This is a genomic window from Roseicyclus marinus (assembly GCF_036322625.1).
GTDB lineage: Bacteria > Pseudomonadota > Alphaproteobacteria > Rhodobacterales > Rhodobacteraceae > Roseicyclus > Roseicyclus marinus_A.
The window spans coordinates 3,104,127-3,122,246 of the sequence record NZ_AP027266.1 but is presented as its reverse complement, the minus strand read 5'-3'; the positions used below and the strand labels follow the sequence as shown (position 1 = coordinate 3,122,246).

Genomic DNA, 18,120 nt, shown 5'->3' with positions numbered 1-18,120 from the left:
ATGTTTCACCGCTACGCCCTTGCCCGCGCGGGTTTGCCGCGCGCCCTGCCCACCACCGCCGCCGCTGCGCTGATCCTCGCCTTTGGCGCAGGCGCAGCCCCCGCACAGGATGACCTGATCGTCACCCATGGCGTTGCCACCTTCGGGATCGAGGATCTGAGCTATGCCCCAGATTTCGCGCATCTCACCTATGTGAACCCGGACGCGCCGCAGGGGGGCGAGATGTCGCTCAGCTGGTCCAGCGCGGGCGGCTCCTTCGATTCGCTGCACCCCTACACCAACCAGGGCAATCCGGCGGTTCTGGCCTCGATCTTCTTCGAATCGATGCTCGAAGGGACGCTCGACACCATCGGCCAAAGCTATTGCCTGCTCTGCGAGAGCATCGCCTATCCCGAGGATCGGTCCTACGTCATCTTCACCCTCCGCCCCGAGGCGCGGTTTTCCGACGGCACGCCGGTGACGGCGCAGGATGTGCTTTTCTCCTACGAGATTCTCCGCGACGAGGGCCTGCCCAGCTTCCGCGCCAATATCCCGCTGACCATCGCCGGGGCCGAGGTGCTGGATGACCGGCGCATCCGCTTCGACTTCAACCCCGACAGCCAGCTGCGCGGCCGGATCGAGGCGGCGGGCAGCCTGCCGGTCTTCAGTCAGGCAAGCCATATCGCCAGCGGCCTCGACTTCAACGAAAGCCGCCTGACCCCGCTCGTGGGCTCGGGGCCTTACGTCGTGGGCCGCATCGATCCGGGTCGGGCGACCGTCTTTACCCGCAACCGCGACTACTGGGGCAATGACCTGCCCATCAACCGGGGGCGGCACAATTTCGACAGCATCCGGGTCGAATACTACGCCGACAGCATCGCCGCCTTCGAAGGGTTCACCGCCGGAAACTACCTGTTCCGGCAGGAAAACTCCTCCCAGAACTGGGCCAACAGCTATGATTTCCCGCGTCTTCAGGATGGCGTGGTCATCCGCGAGGAAATTCCCCAGGGGCTGATTTCGCCGGGGCAAAGCTTCGTCTTCAACCTGCGCCGCGAGAAATTCCAGGACCCCCGTGTGCGCGAGGCAATCGCGCTCATGTTCAACTTCGAATGGACGAACCAGACGCTGTTCTTCGGTCTTTATTCGCCCATCGACAGTTTCTGGGAAAACACCCATCTGGAGGCTTCGGGCCTGCCCACGCCCGAGGAACTGGCGATCCTCGAACCCCTGCGCGGGCTGATCCCCGACGAGGTGTTCACCGAACCCGCCTTCGCCACGCCGCCGTCCGACCCCGACCGCACCTTCGACCGGCGGCAGGCACGGCGCGCAAGCGCGCTTCTGGAGGAAGCGGGCTGGACGCCGGGACCGGACGGGATGCTCCGCAACGCGGCGGGCGAAACGCTCGAGGTGGAATTCCTCAACGCCGGCCCGCTCTTTGACCGTATCATCAACCCCTATGTCGAGAACCTGCGCGCCATCGGCATCGACGCGCGCATGAACCGGGTCGACGGCGCACAGGCCAACCAACGCCAGCGCGACGCCGATTTCGACATCGTGACCGAATTCTTCCAGACGGGCTACGAACCGGGCACCGGGCTGCGTCAGCTCTTCGGCTCCATCGGGGCGGATGAAAGCCTCTTCAACGTGGCGGGTCTGGCCGATGAAGGGATCGACCGCCTGGTCGAGGTCGTGGTGCGGGCAGAGACCCGCGACGAGATGGAGGTTGCCGTCCGCGCCCTCGACCGGGTGCTGCGCGCCTATCGCATCCGCGTGCCGCAATGGTTCAACGACAGCGAATGGGTCGCCTATTACAACCACTACCGCTACCCCGAGACGCTGCCGCCCTATGGTATCGGCTTCCTCGATTTCTGGTGGGTGGACCCCGCGGCCGAACAGGCTTTGCGCGATCAGGGTGTGCTGTAACCGGATATGGGCGCCTATATCCTCAGACGTGTCCTGCTGATGATCCCCACATTGCTGGGGATCATGGTGATCAACTTCGCCCTCACCCAATTCGTGCCCGGCGGCCCGATCGAACAGGTCATCGCCCAGCTCGAGGGCGAAGGTGATGTCTTCGCCGGCATCTCGGGCGGAAACGGCGACGGCGCGGGCGGCGGTGCCCAGATCGAGACGGTGGATTATCAGGGCGCGCGCGGCCTGCCGCCGCAATTCCTCGATGAATTGCGCATCCAGTTCAACTTCGCCCGCATCGTCTGCGATGAGGGCTTCACCGGCACCCCCAGCCTGCGCGCCGAGCAATGCCGGGCCGAGGATATTCCCGGCGTTGAGCGCTTCTTCCTGATGATGTGGGATTACGCCCGCTTCGATTTCGGCGAAAGCTACTTCCGCTCCATCTCGGTCATCGACCTGGTGATCGAGAAACTGCCGGTCTCGATCACGCTGGGCCTGTGGTCGACGCTCATCGCCTATATCGTCTCGATCCCGCTCGGCATCGCCAAGGCCACGCGCGACGGCACGAAATTCGACACCTGGACCTCTGGCGTCATCATCGTCGCCTATGCCATCCCCGGCTTTCTCTTTGCCATCCTGCTTCTGGTGGTCTTCGCGGGCGGGCGCTATTTCCAGATCTTCCCGCTGCGCGGCCTGACCTCGGACGGGTTCGAGGACATGACCCTGATCCAGCAGATCGGCGATTATTTCTGGCACATCACCCTGCCGGTCCTGGCCTCCACCATCTCGGCCTTTGCCACGCTGACGCTTCTGACCAAGAATTCCTTCCTCGACGAGATCAAGAAGCAATACGTGATGACCGCCCGCGCCAAGGGCCTGCGCGAGGGGCGCGTGCTTTATGGCCATGTCTTCCGCAACGCGATGCTGATCGTGATCGCGGGCTTTCCCGCCGTTTTCGTCGGCGTCTTCTTCGGCGGCAGCCTCATCATCGAAACCATCTTTTCGCTCGACGGTCTGGGGCGGCTGGCCTTCGAGGCCGCCGTCAGCCGCGATTACCCGGTGATCTTCGGCACGCTCTTCGTCTTTGGCCTGATCGGGCTGGTGGTGAACATCCTGTCGGACCTGATGTATGTCTGGATCGACCCCCGCATCGATTTCGAAACGCGGGAAACCTGACATGGCCATGCCCGTCGAAACCCCACAGACCCAAGATCCCACGCCCCCCGCCGCACCCCCCGTCCGGCGCGGCTGGCTCTCGCCGCTCAACCGCCGCCGCTGGGACAATTTCAAGGCCAACCGCCGCGCCTTCTGGTCGCTCTGGATCTTCGCCGTGCTCTACGGCCTCAGCCTGTTTGCAGAATTCATCGCCAATGACCGGCCGATCCTCGTGCAATATCGCGGCGCCTATTACACCCCGATCTTCAACTTCTACCCCGAGACGGAGTTCGGCGGCGATTTCCGCACCGAAGCGGTCTACCGCGACATCGAGGTGCAATGCCTCATCATCTCGGGCGGGCTGGAAGATTGCTGGGACGACCCCGAAGGCGTGATCGAAACCGTGCAGACGACCGGCACCTTCAACGGTGACACCGTAGAACAGGGCTGGCTTCTCTGGCCGCTCATTCCCTACAGCTACAACACCGTCAACGATCTGGGCCGCGCGGCCCCCTCACCGCCCGATGCCAACCATTGGCTGGGCACCGACGACACCGCCCGCGACGTGCTGGCGCGCGTGATCTACGGCTTCCGCCTCTCGGTCAGCTTCGCGCTTGTCGTGACCTTCCTCACCTCCGTCATCGGCATCGCGGCGGGCGCGGCACAGGGCTATTACGGCGGCTGGCTCGACCTGATCTTCCAGCGCGTGATCGAGATCTGGAATTCCACCCCCAGCCTTTACATCATCATCATCATCTCCGCGATTTTCGTGATGGATTTCTGGCTTCTGGTCTTCCTGATGGTGCTCTTCGGCTGGACCGGCCTTGTCGGCGTGGTGCGGGCCGAATTCCTGCGGGCGCGCAATTTCGAATATGTCCGCGCCGCCCGCGCGCTGGGCGTGTCGAACGCCAAGATCATGTTCCGCCATGTCCTGCCCAATGCCATGGTCGCGACCCTCACCTTCCTGCCCTTCGTCGTGACGGGCACGATCGGCGGGCTTGCCTCGCTCGATTTCCTCGGCTTCGGCCTGCCCTCCTCGGCCCCCAGCCTCGGGGAAATGACGCTTCAGGCGAAAAACAACCTTCAGGCCACGTGGCTCGGCTTCACCGCCTTTTTCGCCTTTGCGATCATGCTCTCGCTTCTGGTCTTCATCTTCGAGGGCGTCCGCGATGCCTTCGACCCGCGAAAGACGTTCCGATGATCCATCTGCCCGGCGTGACCCGATGAAGGTGCTCGAGGTCGAAAATCTCTCGGTCCGGTTCGGCCCCACCCATGCGGTGCGCGGCGTATCCTTTCACGTCGACAAGGGCGAAACCGTGGCGCTTGTGGGCGAAAGCGGTTCGGGCAAATCCGTGACCGCGCTCTCCACCGTGTCGCTTGTCCCCGGCGCGACCGAGATCACCGGGTCGGTGCGCTATGCCGGACAGGAAATGGTCGGCGCCGATACCGCCACGCTGCGCCGCATCCGGGGCAATGACATCAGCTTCATCTTTCAGGAGCCGATGACCTCGCTCAACCCGCTCCACACGCTGGAAAAGCAGATCACCGAAAGCCTTGCCTTGCATCAGGGATTGCGCGGCGATGCGGCGCGCGCCCGCGTGATCGAGCTGTTGACCAAGGTGGGCATCCGCGATCCCGAAAGCCGTCTGGGGGCCTATCCCCACCAGCTCTCGGGCGGGCAGCGTCAGCGCGTGATGATCGCCATGGCGCTGGCCAATGGCCCCGATCTTCTGGTGGCCGATGAACCCACCACCGCGCTCGATGTCACCATCCAGGCGCAGATCCTCGACCTTCTGGCCGATCTCAAGCGCGACATGGGAATGAGCCTTTTGTTCATCACCCATGACCTGACCATCGTGCGCCGCATCGCCGATCGCGTCTGCGTCATGCAGGGCGGCGAGATCGTGGAACAGGGCCGGACCGAAGACATCTTCGCCAATCCCCGCCATCCCTATACCCGCAAGCTTCTGGCCGCCGAGGCGCGGGGCCGCCCCGACCCCGTGCCAGCGGATGCGCCCGAGATCGTGGCCACCCATGACCTGCGCGTCTGGTTCCCGATCCAGCGCGGGTTGATGCGTCGCACCGTGGGTCATGTGAAAGCGGTGAATGCCGCGACCCTCAGCGTGCGGGCGGGCGAAACCTTGGGCGTGGTGGGCGAAAGCGGCTCGGGCAAGACGACGCTGGCGCTCGCCATCATGCGGCTGATTTCGTCACAGGGGCCGGTGGTCTTCATGGGCCGCGATGTGCAGGGGCTGCATTCGCGCGACCTGCGCCCGCTAAGGCGCGACATGCAGATCGTGTTCCAGGACCCCTACGGCAGCCTCAGCCCCCGGATGACCGTCGAACAGATCATCGCCGAGGGGCTCGAGGTCCACGGCGTCGGCCGCGAGGATCGCCGCGCGCAGGTCGCCGCGATCCTGTCCGAGGTCGGTCTCGACCCCGCGATGATGGACCGCTACCCGCATGAATTTTCCGGCGGCCAGCGCCAGCGCATCGCGATTGCCCGCGCGATGATCCTGCGCCCCAAACTCGTGGTGCTGGACGAACCGACAAGCGCGCTCGACATGACCGTGCAGGTCCAGATCGTGGAGCTCTTGCGCAGCCTCCAGCGCAAGAACGCCATCGCCTATCTGTTCATCAGCCATGACCTCAAGGTCGTGCGCGCGCTGAGCCACAAGGTCATCGTGATGAAGAATGGCGATGTGGTCGAACAGGGCGAGGCCGAGGCGCTCTTTGCCGATCCGCAGACCCGCTACACCCGCGATCTTTTGACCGCAGCCTTCGGTGAACTGGGCGCGGCGTGACCTCCGCCTTGCGCGGTCCCGTGTGGTCCAACTGACCTGTCCAGGTGGTTAACCGACCCTTGCCGCGCCACGGGCCGCGCAAGGTTTTGGCAAGATATCGACCCGTCGCGCCGTCCGGCTCCCGGCGGGTTCACCTTTCGTCAACCATGCGGGCAAAAAAGGCCGTCGCGCGGTCGTCGCCGTAAAGGATCTGTCAGGATTCGGTCCCGAAAAGTCACCAAGCGTTAATGTCTTGGCCCGGATCTTTACCCGATCTTCAGACATTCCGGGGTCTTGCAGGGCTCAGATCGCCGAGGAATGCCCCTCCGCCCGCATCTCGTATTCGTCGAACCCCCGCGCGATCATCCGCGTCAGCGGCCGCCCTTCCGGCAGGATCTCGAACCCGCTCGACGAGACGCGCGTGACGCCCGGAAACTGCTCCGCGACGCTGCGTTCCAGCGCGGCAAGCTCGATCTCCGACAGGTCGTAATCCCTTAGAATCTCGGCATTTTCGATCCTGAAATCACACATCAGCATCTCGATCAGCCGCGAGCGCACACGGTCCTGTCCCTTGAAGGCATGGCCGCGCCCGGTCGCCAATTCGCCCGCGCGCACCGATTTCTGATAGGCCGCCGTCGAACTCGCATTCTGCGCAAACCCTTGCGGGAAGCGCGAAATCGCCGATGCACCCAGCCCGATCAGCACGTCGCAGGTGTCATCCGTATAACCCTGGAAATTGCGCCGCAAATGCCCGTTTCGCGCGGCAATCGCCATGCTGTCCTCGGGCCGGGCGAAATGATCGATGCCGATCTCGTCGTAATTATCCCATGAAAACAAACGTCTGGCTGTCTCGAACAGGGCCAGCCGCTGCTCTGGCGTGGGCAGCGCCTCGGTCGGGATCATGGCCTGCCGCTTGGCCATCCACGGCACATGGGCATAGCCGTAAAGCGCCACCCGATCGGGCACGAGGGACAAAAGCATCTGCACGGAATCGGTGATCTTTTCCCGGCTCTGGTTCGGCAATCCGAACAGGATATCCGCGTTCAGCGAATGGATTCCCGCCGCGCGCAACGCCTCGACCGCGTCGCGCGTCACCTCGTAGCTTTGCAGGCGCCCGATGATCTGCTGGATGTCCGGATCGAAATCCTGCACCCCGATGGAGGCGCGGTTCATCCCCGCCGCCGCCAGCGCATCGATGCGCGCCGCGTCGATCTCGTTCGGATCGACCTCGACCGAGAATTCGGAATCTTTCGTGAAATCAAAGGCATTTCGCAATGTTTGCGACAGGCCCGTCATCATCTCCGCCGACAAAAGCGTCGGTGTGCCCCCGCCCCAATGCAGCCGCGCCACCTCGACCCCTTCGGGCAACAGGCGGCCCAATGTCGCGATTTCCTGTTTCAGGGTTTCGACATAGGCCTGCACAGGCGTATCCGATTGCACGCCCTGCGTCCGGCACGCGCAAAACCAGCACAACCTTCGGCAGAACGGCACATGCAGGTATAGCGACAGGCGCGCCCCTTTGGGGATCGCGCGCAGCCAGTGGAGGAACACCGGTCCGCTCACGTCGTTCGAGAACTTCGTGGCAGGCGGGTAGCTGGTGTAGCGTGGCACCTTGGCGTCAAAAAGCCCAAGGCGACGAAGTTGATTGACCTGTTCCATTGTTGTACCGTTGCAGATGAAACGCGCCGTTTGTCCTTGATCTGGATCAAGCGAGCCCCGATCGCCGCAAGGCAGAAGGGAGCCTAACCCATGGCACAACGCCAGGTTGCATTCCCGCAGCTCGACTGCGCTGATTGTCCTATACGTCACCGCGCCGTATGCGCCCGCTGCGAGAGTGACGAATTGGAGCACCTCGAAGCGATCAAGTACTACCGCAACTACGAAGCCGGCCAGACCATCGTCTGGGCCGGTGACAAGATGGATTTCGTCGCCTCCGTCGTGCATGGCGTGGCCGCGCTGACCCAGACGATGGAGGATGGTCGGCGGCAGATGGTCGGTCTTTTGCTGCCGTCGGATTTTCTGGGTCGGCCCAATCGCGAGCATGCCTCCTATGACGTGACGGCCACGACCGATCTGCAATTGTGCTGTTTCCGGCGGCAACCGTTCCAGGATTTGCTGACCAACACACCCCATGTCAGCCAGCGCCTGCTGGAGATGACGCTCGACGAACTGGATGCGGCGCGCGAATGGATGCTGCTTTTGGGGCGCAAGACGGCGCGCGAGAAGATCGCGAGCTTCCTGTCGATCATCGCCCGGCGTGACGCCACGATCAACCAGACCGGCAACAACGGGTCACTGGCCTTTGACCTGCCGCTGACGCGCGAGGCAATGGCCGACTACCTTGGCCTGACGCTGGAAACGGTCAGCCGCCAGATGTCGGGGCTCAAGCGCGATGGCGTGATCCGGCTCGAGGGCAAGCGCCATATCGTCATTCCCGATTTCGACATGCTGATGAACGAAACGGGAGATGACGCGGATGGCGGGGTGTTTTGAGGCAGGCGCACCGTGCGGCAAAGGTGCGCCGTGATCGGCGCACCCTACCGGGGCTGATGACCGGCGCTCAATGCGCCATCAGGACCGGAACGGTCGCGTGTTCCAGCATGTTGCGCGTGGCCCCGCCAAGGATCGCTTCGCGGAAGCGCGAATGGCCATAGGCCCCCATCACCAGCATGTCGGCGTCCATGTCGGCGACATGGCGGGCGATGACCTCGGAGACGCGGGGCAGCGTCTGGGCGAGGATCGTGACCTCCACCTTCACGCCATGGCGGCTCAGCATCCGTGACAGTTCCGCGCCCGGGTCCGTGGTGTCGGAGGCGTGGCGTTCAGGTGCCACGATGCAGATATCGACCAGCGCCGCCGTCTTGAGGATCGGCAGGGCGCGCCGGACGGCTGTCATGGCCTCGGCGGATTCGTTCCATGCCACGACGACACGTCGCGGGGCCGCGGCCGGGGCCGCACCCTCGGCCAGGACGATCACCGGGGCCTGGCCCTGGAACATGGCGGATTCGACGATGACGGGCGCGTCGGAATATTTCCCCTCGCCATAGGGTTTGGGCAAGATCACCAGATCTGCAAAACGCGCCCGGCGCGCCACAAGCCCGGTAACCGAGGCCGATTGCGCCACCAAGGCATCGATGCCCCAGGACAGGTCGCTGCGCCCCAGTTCGGCGCGGGCGGCGGTCTCGATCGCGGCGGCTTCGGCCTGTGCCTGTGCGATGGTTTCGTCATGCATCAGCGCGGTCGCGCCGGCGAAATAATACCCGGTCTGGGTCCGGTCGATCCCAAGGCACAGCACATCCAGATGCGCGCCCGCTTCGGTCGCGAAGGGGATCGCGGCGGACAGAACCGCGCCCACCTCGGACGGGTCGGTCAGGATCGTCAGGATGGATTTGTAGGTCATGGAAGCCTCCCTCGATTGGCCCATCCAAGGCCTAGACCGAGACAGGGTGCCGCACCTTGACCTGCATCAACCGACCCATGAGTTGCATTTGACATGGATCAAGGCCCTGTCGCGCCCCTTCCGCGATGTGGAGGCAGATGGAACAGCTCCGGACGGCTTTCGAGTCGGAACCGGGGCAGGACGAAGGGACGATCAATGCTTGATTACGTAAAGCTGCTGATCCTTGGCCTTGTCGCGGTCTGTGCCGCGATCGCGGCCAATTATGCACGCGACGTGGCCTACCTGGTTCACGCGCTGCTGATCATGAGTGCGGCCGCCATCACGTTCATCTACGTGCTGCGCAACACCGGAGAGGCCAAGCGGCCCGTTCCGGTCGATGAATACATGGACGGCCCCGTGCGCGCGGCCGCCATCGCCACGGTCTTTTGGGGCGTGGTCGGTTTCCTGGCGGGCACGTTCATCGCCTTTCAGCTGGCCTATCCGGTGCTCAATTTCCATTGGGCCGAGGGCTATCTGAACTTTGGCCGGTTGCGTCCGCTCCATACCTCGGCAGTGATCTTTGCCTTTGGGGGCAACGCGCTTCTGGCGGCCAGTTTCTACATCGTGCAGCGGACATCTGCCGCGCGGATGTGGGGCGGCGGCCTCGCGTGGTTCGTGTTCTGGGGCTACCAGCTCTTCATCCTGATGGCGGCGACCGGCTACCTGCTGGGCTCGACCCAAGGCCAGGAATATGCCGAACCCGAATGGTTGACCGACCTGTGGCTGACGATCGTCTGGGTGGCGTTCCTGGCGCTTTACATGGGCACGCTGATGAAGCGGAAAGAGCCGCACATCTACGTCGCCAACTGGTTCCTTCTGTCCTTCATCGTCACCGTGGCGATGCTGCATGTGGTCAACAACCTGCAGATCCCGGTGTCGTTCTTTGGCTCGCGCTCGGTCACGGTGATGTCGGGCGTGCAGAATGCCATGACGCAATGGTGGTATGGCCACAACGCGGTGGGTTTCTTCCTGACCGCGGGCTTCCTGGGCATGATGTATTACTTCATCCCCAAGCAGGCCGAACGCCCGGTCTACAGCTACAAGCTGTCGATCATCCACTTCTGGGCGCTGATCTTTCTCTACATCTGGGCCGGTCCGCACCACCTGCATTACACGGCGCTGCCTGATTGGGCCTCGACGCTGGGGATGGTGTTCTCGATCGTGCTGTGGATGCCCAGCTGGGGCGGCATGATCAACGGTCTGATGACGCTCTCGGGCGCATGGGACAAGCTGCGGACCGACCCCGTGTTGCGGATGATGGTCACCTCGGTCGCGTTCTACGGCATGTCGACCTTCGAGGGGCCGATGATGTCGATCCGGGCGGTCAATTCGCTGTCGCATTACACCGACTGGACGATTGGCCACGTGCATTCCGGCGCGCTGGGCTGGAACGGGATGATCACCTTCGGGATGCTCTACTACCTGTTCCCCAAGCTGTGGAACAAGCAGCGGCTCTATTCGCTGCGCGCGGTCAGCTGGCACTACTGGCTCGCCACGATCGGTATCGTTCTCTACGCGGCATCGATGTGGGTGACCGGCATCATGGAAGGCCTGATGTGGCGTGAAGTGGATGCGCAAGGGTTCCTGGTGAATTCCTTTGCCGACACCGTCGCCGCCAAGTTCCCGATGTACGTGGTCCGTGGTCTGGGCGGGGTTCTCTACCTCACCGGGGCGCTGATCATGGCGTGGAACCTCTATATGACCGTCCGCAAGAGCGCCGTCCGCCGTGATGTCGCCGCTGCGGCCCCTGCGGAATAAGGAGGGCCCGAGAGATGGCACTTGAAGGTCACGCAAAGATCGAAACCAACGCCACCCTGCTTCTGACGCTCAGTTTCCTGGTCGTCACCATCGGGGGCATCGTGGAGATCGCGCCGCTGTTCTACCTGGAAAACACCATCGAGGATGTGGACGGGATGCGGCCCTATTCCCCGCTGGAGCTGGCGGGCCGCGAAATCTACATCCGCGAAGGCTGCTATGTCTGCCACAGCCAGATGATCCGCCCCATGCGGGACGAGGTCGAACGCTACGGCCATTACAGCCTTGCGGCCGAAAGCCAGTATGACCACCCGTTCCAGTGGGGGTCCAAGCGCACCGGGCCCGATCTGGCCCGTGTGGGCGGTCGCTATTCGGACGAATGGCATGTCGACCACTTCACCCTGCCGCAATCGGTGGTGCCGGAATCGGTGATGCCGGCCTATGCCTACCTGGCCGACAACGTGCTGCAGCCGACCTATATCGTCGACCTGATGGAGACCCACCGGATGGTGGGTGTGCCCTACACCGACGAGATGATCGAAAACGCACGGGTCGATTTCATCCAGCAGGCCACCGATTTCGGCGATGGCGGCGTGGTGGAACGCTACCCCGGCGCGCAGCAGCGCGATTTCGACGGCCAGCCCGAAGTCACCGAGATGGATGCGCTGATCGCCTACATGCAGATGCTGGGCACGCTGGTCGATTTCTCGACCTTCGCGCCCGACGAAGCCTTGGCAAGCCGGTAAGGGGGGCTGACAGATGGAAGATACATATACCATTCTTCAGATCATCGCCCGCAGCTGGGGTGCGATGTTCATGCTGCTCGTGTTCCTTGGCGTGATCTTGTTCACGCTGAGGCCGGGCAGCCGGGCGGTGCATCGCGACATCGCCGATATCCCGTTCCGTCACGATGATCGACCGGCCCGCGACACGGACACGCAGGCCCGGACCCAGCCTCTCAAGGAGGCGCGGCAATGAGCGAGCGCAACACTCAGCACCCCGAAGAGCAGAAGCTTTTGGCGGGTGACCCCGAGACCACCGGACACAGCTGGGACGGGATCAAGGAATTCAACAATCCCTTGCCGCGCTGGTGGCTCTGGACCTTTTACGCCACGATCGTCTGGGGCATCGCCTATACGGTGATGTATCCGGCCTGGCCGCTGGTGAACGGGGCGACGCCCGGCATCCTGGGCTTTTCGACCCGGGCCAACGTGGCCGAGGACATCCAGCGGTTCGAGGACATGAACGCCGACATCCGCACCCGGTTGACCGAGGTGGAGCTGGCCGCGATCACGCCCGAGGACAATCCCGACCTCTACAATTACGCGATCCAGGGCGGGGCGGCCACATTCGCCACCTTCTGTTCGCAGTGTCACGGGTCGGGGGCGGCTGGGGTTCAGGCCTCGGGCTATCCCAACCTGCTCGATGACGACTGGCTTTGGGGCGGCACCATCGACGACATCCACCTGACCATCACGCATGGCATCCGCAACACGGATGATCCGATGGCGCGCTATTCCGAGATGACCGCCTTTGACGAGATCCTGTCGGACGAGGAAGTCGCCTCGGTCGTGCAATATGTGCGCAACCTGTCGGGACAGGAGGCCGATGCGACGCTGGCGGCTGCGGGCGAGAGCGTGTTCCTGGACAATTGCGCGGCCTGTCACATGGATGACGGGACCGGCGACCGGTTCCTGGGCGCGCCCAACCTGACCGATGCGATCTGGCTTTACGGCGGATCGGAAGAGGCGATCGAGCAGACGGTGCGCTATTCCCGCTTCGGCGTGATGCCGCCCTGGTCGGCGGAAGCATCCGATGCCGGGCGTCTGTCGGAGGCCGAGGTGCGCGCCGTGGCGGTCTATGTCCACTCTCTGGGCGGTGGCGAATAAGCCCTGAGGGTCCAAGAATTCCGTCGACCCCTCCCGGTCGGCGGAACGGCACCGGTCCCGGTCCTGTTCGCGCGTTTCCTACGGGACCGGTGCCACATCCTTGCCCCTGCCTGCGCATGACGCGCTGGCGGGGGTTTTCGTTGGTATAGGGCGCCGGTGGCATATGCCTAGATTTGGCCGCGAAATTTCACCGTGATCATCGCATCCGGCCCCTAGTTTCCCCGCAATCGGAAACGATCCTTGCGGAAGGTGACATTGCGCAGAGGGCGGTGATGAAAAGGCTGGTGTTGTCCGTGGAGGCGTTCGTCGCGTCCGAATGCGGTGCCGTTACGGTCGATTGGGTTGTCCTGAGCGGCGCGCTTGTCGGCCTTGGGCTTGCGACGACGGCGGTGGTGTCGAACGGGATGGCGGATGGGGCCTCCGGCATTTCCACGCAGATGGCGGGCTACGAGATCCGCAGCGCCTTTGCCGAGGTCGAGGCCGAGACGGAGGCAGAGGCAGAGGCAGAGGGCGAACCTTTTGCGCGCAACCAATGGACCTCGCGCACGGGCAATGTTCAGGTGCTGGAAGACTGGATGGCCGGGTTCACGGATGAAAACCTGCTGGCCCACATGAACAACCAGGCGCAATACGCCGACGGGAGCCAGACGGGCCATCCCTATGACACCTATCATGACGAATACTGGGTCGCCCGCGACGAGGCGATCACGCGCGGCCTGATCGAAGCCTGATCGGGGCCTGATCCGGGCCGCCATCCAGACCGCAGCCGTGCAAACCCCGCCCCCGTGGCGGGGTTTTGCGCATTTTCGCCTTCGGGGGGGGCGGGTTTGATCCACGTCAAGGTTCGACCCGGGTGGGTTTCCTAAACCAAACTTGCGCAGGACAACCAAATACCCCGGGAGCCGTACATCATGAGTGCCACCGAAGAGCCGCAAAAGCTCTATGCTGCGCGTGAGCCTGTCTTTCCAAAGCGCGTCTACGGGCGGTTTCGGAACCTGAAATGGGTCATCATGCTGGTGACGCTGGGCATCTATTACGTGACGCCCTGGATCCGCTGGGATCGCGGGTCGGAACTGCCCGACCAGGCGGTGTTGCTGGATCTTGCGAACCGCCGGTTCTTTTTCTTCTGGATCGAGATCTGGCCGCATGAATTCTATTTCGTCGCGGGTCTTTTGATCATGGCGGGGCTGGGGCTGTTTTTGTTCACCTCGGCGCTGGGGCGGGTGTGGTGCGGCTATTCCTGTCCGCAGACGGTGTGGACCGACCTGTTCTTTACCGTGGAACGCTGGATCGAGGGGGACCGCAACGCGCGGCTGAGGCTGTGGAACGCCAAGTGGGATGTCCACAAATGGCGGCTGCGCCTGACGAAATGGGTGGTCTGGCTGCTGATCGCGGTGGCGACGGGCGGGGCTTGGGTGTTCTACTTCGCCGATGCGCCGACGCTGATGGGCCAGCTTGTCACGGGGCAGGCGGCCTCGGTCGCCTACATCACCATCGCCATCCTGACCGCCACGACCTTCGTCTTTGGCGGGTTCATGCGCGAGCAGGTCTGCATCTACATGTGCCCCTGGCCCCGCATCCAGGCCGCGATGATGGACGAGGATACGATCACCGTCGCCTATCGCGACTGGCGGGGCGAACCGCGCGGCAAGGGCAAGGACCGCGAGAATCTGGGCGATTGCATCGACTGCTACGCCTGCGTCAATGTTTGCCCCGTGGGCATCGACATCCGCGACGGCCAGCAGCTGGAATGCATCACCTGCGCGCTCTGCATCGACGCCTGCGACGACATCATGGCCAAGGTGGGCAAGCCGCGCGGCCTGATCGATTACATGGCCCTGACGGACGAGGCGAACGAGCGCGCGGGCAATCCCAAAAAGTCGGTGTGGAAGCATATCTTCCGGCTGCGCACGATCATCTACACGGCTCTGTGGTCGGCCATCGGCATCGGCTTGACGGTTCTGTTGTTCGTGCGCTCGGATATCGACGTGACCGTCGCACCCGTGCGCAACCCGCAATTCGTCGTCTTGTCGGACGGGTCGATCCGCAACACCTATGACGTGCGCATTCGCAACATGACCCATGACGAAAGCGCATTCGCCATCACGCTGGTGTCGGACCAACCCCTGCAGGTGGAGCTTGAGGGGCAGACGGGCAACACGGTCGATGTGCCGCTGAACAGCACGCATCTGCAACGGGTCTATATCATCGCCCCCGCCGGCAGCGAAGCCGCCGAGACCGAGCGGACCGATCTGCGGCTTTGGGTCGAGGATCTGAGCACCCAGACCCGCGCCTATCGCGACACGACATTCTTCGGGAGGGAAGAGCAATGACAATGGAGACCGCTGTGCAGGATACGGGCCGCAAGCTGACCGGGTGGCATGTTCTGGCCATGTTCGTGGGGGGCTTTGGTCTCATCATCGGGGTCAACCTGTTCATGGCCTATAGCGCCGTTTCGACCTTTCCGGGGATGGAGGTCGACAGCAGCTACGCCGACAGTCAGACCTTTGACGACCGCCGCCTTGCGCAGGAGGCGCTGGGCTGGAACGCAAGCGTCGAGATCCCCGGCGATGGCACGCTGGTGCTGCATCTGGTCGATGAGGTGGGGGTGCCTGTCGCCCCGGCGGAACTGACGGCCCTGCTCACCCGGCCCACCAACCGGGAGGAGGATCAGCTGCTGGAGCTCACGCGGGTCAACGGGGCCTTTGTCGCGCCGGTGGTTCTGGGCGACGGGCAATGGCGGCTGCGCCTGACGGGCGTGGCGCGGGACGGCACGGAGTATCGACACAACATCACCTTCCGCCATTTTGAGTGAGCCAAGCGTGACCGCCACCTTCGAACATGTCCGTCCCTCGGCCTGTCCGGCCTGCAACGTCGCGCCTGCGGCGGAGCATCTGGCAGAATTGCCCAAGGATGCGACGCTGATGCTGTCCCTGCCCGGCATCCATTGCGCGGGCTGCATTTCGGGGGTGGAGCGGGCGCTTCTGGCGGTTCCGGGCGTGCGCGAGGCGCGGGTGAACCTGACGCTGCGGCGCGCCGCCGTGACCGCCGGTCCCGAGGTGGAGGCCGAGACGCTGACCGCCGTTCTGGAGCGCGCGGGCTACGAGGCCCATGAGCTGGACCCCGGTGTGCTGGCCACCACGGCCGCCGACCGCGCGGGCCGCGACCTCTTGATGCGGCTGGCGGTGGCGTTTTTCGCGATGATGAACGTGATGCTTCTGTCGGTCGCCGTCTGGTCGGGGGCCGAGGGTGTCACGCGCGACATGATGCATTGGATCAGCGCGGCCATCGCCATTCCCGCCGTGATCTTTTCGGGGCGACCCTTCTACGTGTCGGCATGGTCCGCGCTGAGGGCGCGGCGGCTGAACATGGATGTGCCGATCACGCTGGCTATCGCGCTGGCGCTTGTCACCTCGTCCTACGAGACGATGCATTCGGGCGAACACGCCTATTTCGACGCGGCGGTGATGTTGTGTTTCTTCCTTCTGGGTGGTCGCTACCTCGACCATCGCACGCGCGCCTCGGCCCGGTCGGCGGCGCAGGAGCTGGCCGCGCTGGAGGTGCCGCGCGCGGTCCGTCTGGCTGCCACGGGCGAGGAAACGGTGTCGGTCGCGGAATTGGCCGTGGGCGATGTGGTGCGCGTCAGGCCGGGCGGGCGCGTGCCGGTCGATGGTCTTGTTTTGTCGGGACAATCCGAGATCGACCGCAGCCTGATGACGGGGGAAAGCCTGCCTGTTTTCGCAGGCGAAGGAAGCGTGGTCAGCGCGGGCGAGGTCAACCTGACCGGCCCCCTGACGGTCGAGGTGCGGGCCGCGGGCCGCGATACGGCGCTGCACCGGATCGCGGATCTGGTCGCGGTCGCGGAATCGGGGCGGGCGAATTACCACTCGCTCGCCGATCAGGCGGCCAAGCTTTACGCGCCTTTCGTGCATATCCTGTCGGTTGTCGCGGCCGTGGGCTGGTGGCTTTACACGCAGGACATGCGGATCGCGCTGAATATCGCGGCGGCCGTTCTGATCATCACCTGCCCCTGCGCTTTGGGTCTGGCCGTGCCGGCGGTGACAACCGCCGCCTCGGGGCGGTTGTTCCGCAAGGGATTGCTGATCAAGGACGGCACCGCGCTGGAGCGTCTGGCCGAGGCGGATACGGTCGTTTTCGACAAGACCGGCACGCTGACCCACGGTTTGCCCACCCTGCTCGATGCGGGCGCGCTGCCGCCGGAGGCGGCGCAGGTGGCCCTGGCCCTGGCGGAGGGATCGGCGCATCCCTTGGCCACAAGTCTTGCCAAAGCGTTAAGATCCGAAGGCGTTTCTTGCGCAGAAGTTAACGGGCTGCGCGAGGTTCCGGGGCATGGGGTCGAGGGCCTGTGGCGTGGTCAGGTGGTGCGCCTGGGTCGCGCGACATGGGTCGGTGCCGAGGCGCCCGAGGAGACCGCGACCTTCCTCAAGATCGGGGAGGACGCGCCCCTGACCCTGCGCTTCGCCGACACGCTGCGCGAAGGTGCCGCCGAGGTCGTGGAGGCGCTGCAGCGGCAGGGCAAGCGGGTGATCCTGATCTCGGGCGACACGAGGGGTGCGGTCGCGCGCTTTGCGCAGACCATCGGCATCGAGGAGGTCATCGCCGAGGCGCTGCCTCAGGAAAAGGCCGCGCTGGTCGCCGATCTGTCTGCCAAAGGGGCCAAGGTGCTGATGGTGGGCGACGGGTTGAACGACACGGCGGCGCTGGCGGCGGCGCATGTGTCGATCTCGCCCGCTTCGGCGCTCGATGCGGCGCGCAGCGCGTCCGACATGGTGTTGATGGGCCGCAGCCTTGCGCCGATCGCGGATGCAATCCGCACCTCGGTTTCGGCGCGGGCGCGCATCCGGGAGAATTTCACCATCGCCACGGTCTACAACGTGCTGGCCGTGCCGCTGGCGGTTGCGGGCCTGTGTTCGCCGCTGATCGCGGCCTTGGCCATGTCGCTGTCGTCGATTACGGTCTCGCTCAACGCGCTCAGGCTGAAGTGAGGCCGCGATGGATATCCTCGGACTTCTGATCCCCGTCAGCCTGTTTCTGGGCGCGGTTGGGCTTGCGGCCTTTTGGTGGATGCTGCGCAAGGGGCAGTTCGAAGACCCCGATGGCGATGCGCATCGCATCTTGCGGGATGATTACGACGACAAGCCGAAGTCGTGAGGAATGGGGTGTTGGTGGGTGATGGGCAGATTGCCTA

The 18,120-nt window shown here is 64.1% G+C and carries 16 protein-coding genes; 14 read left to right on the top strand and 2 right to left on the bottom strand.

Features of this window, described 5'->3' with window-relative positions; genetic code table 11:
• From AABA51_RS15085 to AABA51_RS15070, 4 genes are read left to right on the top strand one after another with little or no spacing between them, the layout of a single operon-like run.
• Complete coding sequence (locus AABA51_RS15085) at positions 1 to 1,902, top strand: extracellular solute-binding protein (RefSeq protein ID WP_338272871.1); 1,902 nt, start codon at positions 1 to 3, stop codon at positions 1,900 to 1,902.
• Between the two features lie 6 nt (positions 1,903 to 1,908).
• Positions 1,909 to 3,066 carry a microcin C ABC transporter permease YejB gene (locus tag AABA51_RS15080; RefSeq protein WP_338272867.1) on the top strand — a complete coding sequence of 386 codons (1,158 nt, stop codon included), beginning with the start codon at positions 1,909 to 1,911 and terminating at the stop codon, positions 3,064 to 3,066.
• 7 nt (positions 3,067 to 3,073) lie between these two features.
• Positions 3,074 to 4,246: an ABC transporter permease gene (locus AABA51_RS15075; protein ID WP_338276630.1), complete on the top strand. Its 1,173-nt coding sequence runs from the start codon at positions 3,074 to 3,076 to the stop codon at positions 4,244 to 4,246.
• A 22-nt stretch (positions 4,247 to 4,268) separates the two neighbouring features.
• Entirely contained in the window at positions 4,269 to 5,849 is a 1,581-nt protein-coding gene (locus AABA51_RS15070) for an ABC transporter ATP-binding protein (RefSeq protein ID WP_338272866.1), read from the top strand.
• Positions 5,850 to 6,131: 282 nt separating this feature from the next.
• On the opposite strand, the gene hemN is transcribed toward AABA51_RS15070, so the two are convergent.
• Entirely contained in the window at positions 6,132 to 7,487 is a 1,356-nt protein-coding gene (gene hemN / locus AABA51_RS15065; RefSeq protein WP_338272865.1) for an oxygen-independent coproporphyrinogen III oxidase, read from the bottom strand.
• Between the two features lie 90 nt (positions 7,488 to 7,577).
• Between hemN and fnrL the strand changes: the two genes are divergently transcribed.
• Positions 7,578 to 8,321 (top strand): transcriptional regulator FnrL, encoded by a 744-nt coding sequence (gene fnrL, locus AABA51_RS15060; RefSeq protein ID WP_338272864.1) that lies wholly within the window; start codon positions 7,578 to 7,580, stop codon positions 8,319 to 8,321.
• Positions 8,322 to 8,388: 67 nt separating this feature from the next.
• Here the strand turns inward: fnrL and AABA51_RS15055 are convergent, their stop codons facing one another.
• Positions 8,389 to 9,228 carry a universal stress protein gene (locus tag AABA51_RS15055; protein WP_338272863.1) on the bottom strand — a complete coding sequence of 280 codons (840 nt, stop codon included), beginning with the start codon at positions 9,226 to 9,228 and terminating at the stop codon, positions 8,389 to 8,391.
• 195 nt (positions 9,229 to 9,423) lie between these two features.
• Between AABA51_RS15055 and ccoN the strand changes: the two genes are divergently transcribed.
• The 9 genes from ccoN (at position 9,424) to ccoS (ending at position 18,083) form a co-directional block, all read left to right on the top strand.
• Positions 9,424 to 11,025 carry a cytochrome-c oxidase, cbb3-type subunit I gene (gene ccoN, locus AABA51_RS15050; protein WP_338272862.1) on the top strand — a complete coding sequence of 534 codons (1,602 nt, stop codon included), beginning with the start codon at positions 9,424 to 9,426 and terminating at the stop codon, positions 11,023 to 11,025.
• Positions 11,026 to 11,039: 14 nt separating this feature from the next.
• Entirely contained in the window at positions 11,040 to 11,768 is a 729-nt protein-coding gene (gene ccoO, locus AABA51_RS15045; RefSeq protein WP_277827963.1) for a cytochrome-c oxidase, cbb3-type subunit II, read from the top strand.
• A gap of 13 nt (positions 11,769 to 11,781) precedes the next feature.
• Complete coding sequence (locus AABA51_RS15040; protein WP_338272859.1) at positions 11,782 to 12,000, top strand: cbb3-type cytochrome c oxidase subunit 3; 219 nt, start codon at positions 11,782 to 11,784, stop codon at positions 11,998 to 12,000.
• Positions 11,997 to 12,911, top strand: a complete 915-nt coding sequence (gene ccoP / locus AABA51_RS15035) for a cytochrome-c oxidase, cbb3-type subunit III (RefSeq protein ID WP_338272857.1) — start codon at positions 11,997 to 11,999, stop codon at positions 12,909 to 12,911. Before AABA51_RS15040 ends, ccoP begins: the two co-directional genes overlap by 4 nt.
• A gap of 272 nt (positions 12,912 to 13,183) precedes the next feature.
• Positions 13,184 to 13,642, top strand: coding sequence for a hypothetical protein (locus AABA51_RS15030; protein WP_338272856.1), 459 nt, complete (start codon positions 13,184 to 13,186; stop codon positions 13,640 to 13,642).
• A 180-nt stretch (positions 13,643 to 13,822) separates the two neighbouring features.
• Positions 13,823 to 15,244, top strand: coding sequence for a cytochrome c oxidase accessory protein CcoG (ccoG, locus tag AABA51_RS15025; protein ID WP_338272855.1), 1,422 nt, complete (start codon positions 13,823 to 13,825; stop codon positions 15,242 to 15,244).
• Positions 15,241 to 15,726 carry a FixH family protein gene (locus AABA51_RS15020; RefSeq protein WP_338272853.1) on the top strand — a complete coding sequence of 162 codons (486 nt, stop codon included), beginning with the start codon at positions 15,241 to 15,243 and terminating at the stop codon, positions 15,724 to 15,726. Before ccoG ends, AABA51_RS15020 begins: the two co-directional genes overlap by 4 nt.
• 7 nt (positions 15,727 to 15,733) lie before the next feature.
• The gene (locus AABA51_RS15015; protein WP_338272851.1) at positions 15,734 to 17,917 is read left to right on the top strand and encodes a heavy metal translocating P-type ATPase; all 2,184 of its coding nucleotides are present in this window, start codon (positions 15,734 to 15,736) and stop codon (positions 17,915 to 17,917) included.
• A gap of 7 nt (positions 17,918 to 17,924) precedes the next feature.
• Positions 17,925 to 18,083 carry a cbb3-type cytochrome oxidase assembly protein CcoS gene (gene ccoS / locus AABA51_RS15010; protein WP_277827952.1) on the top strand — a complete coding sequence of 53 codons (159 nt, stop codon included), beginning with the start codon at positions 17,925 to 17,927 and terminating at the stop codon, positions 18,081 to 18,083.
• Positions 18,084 to 18,120: the final 37 nt, after the last annotated feature.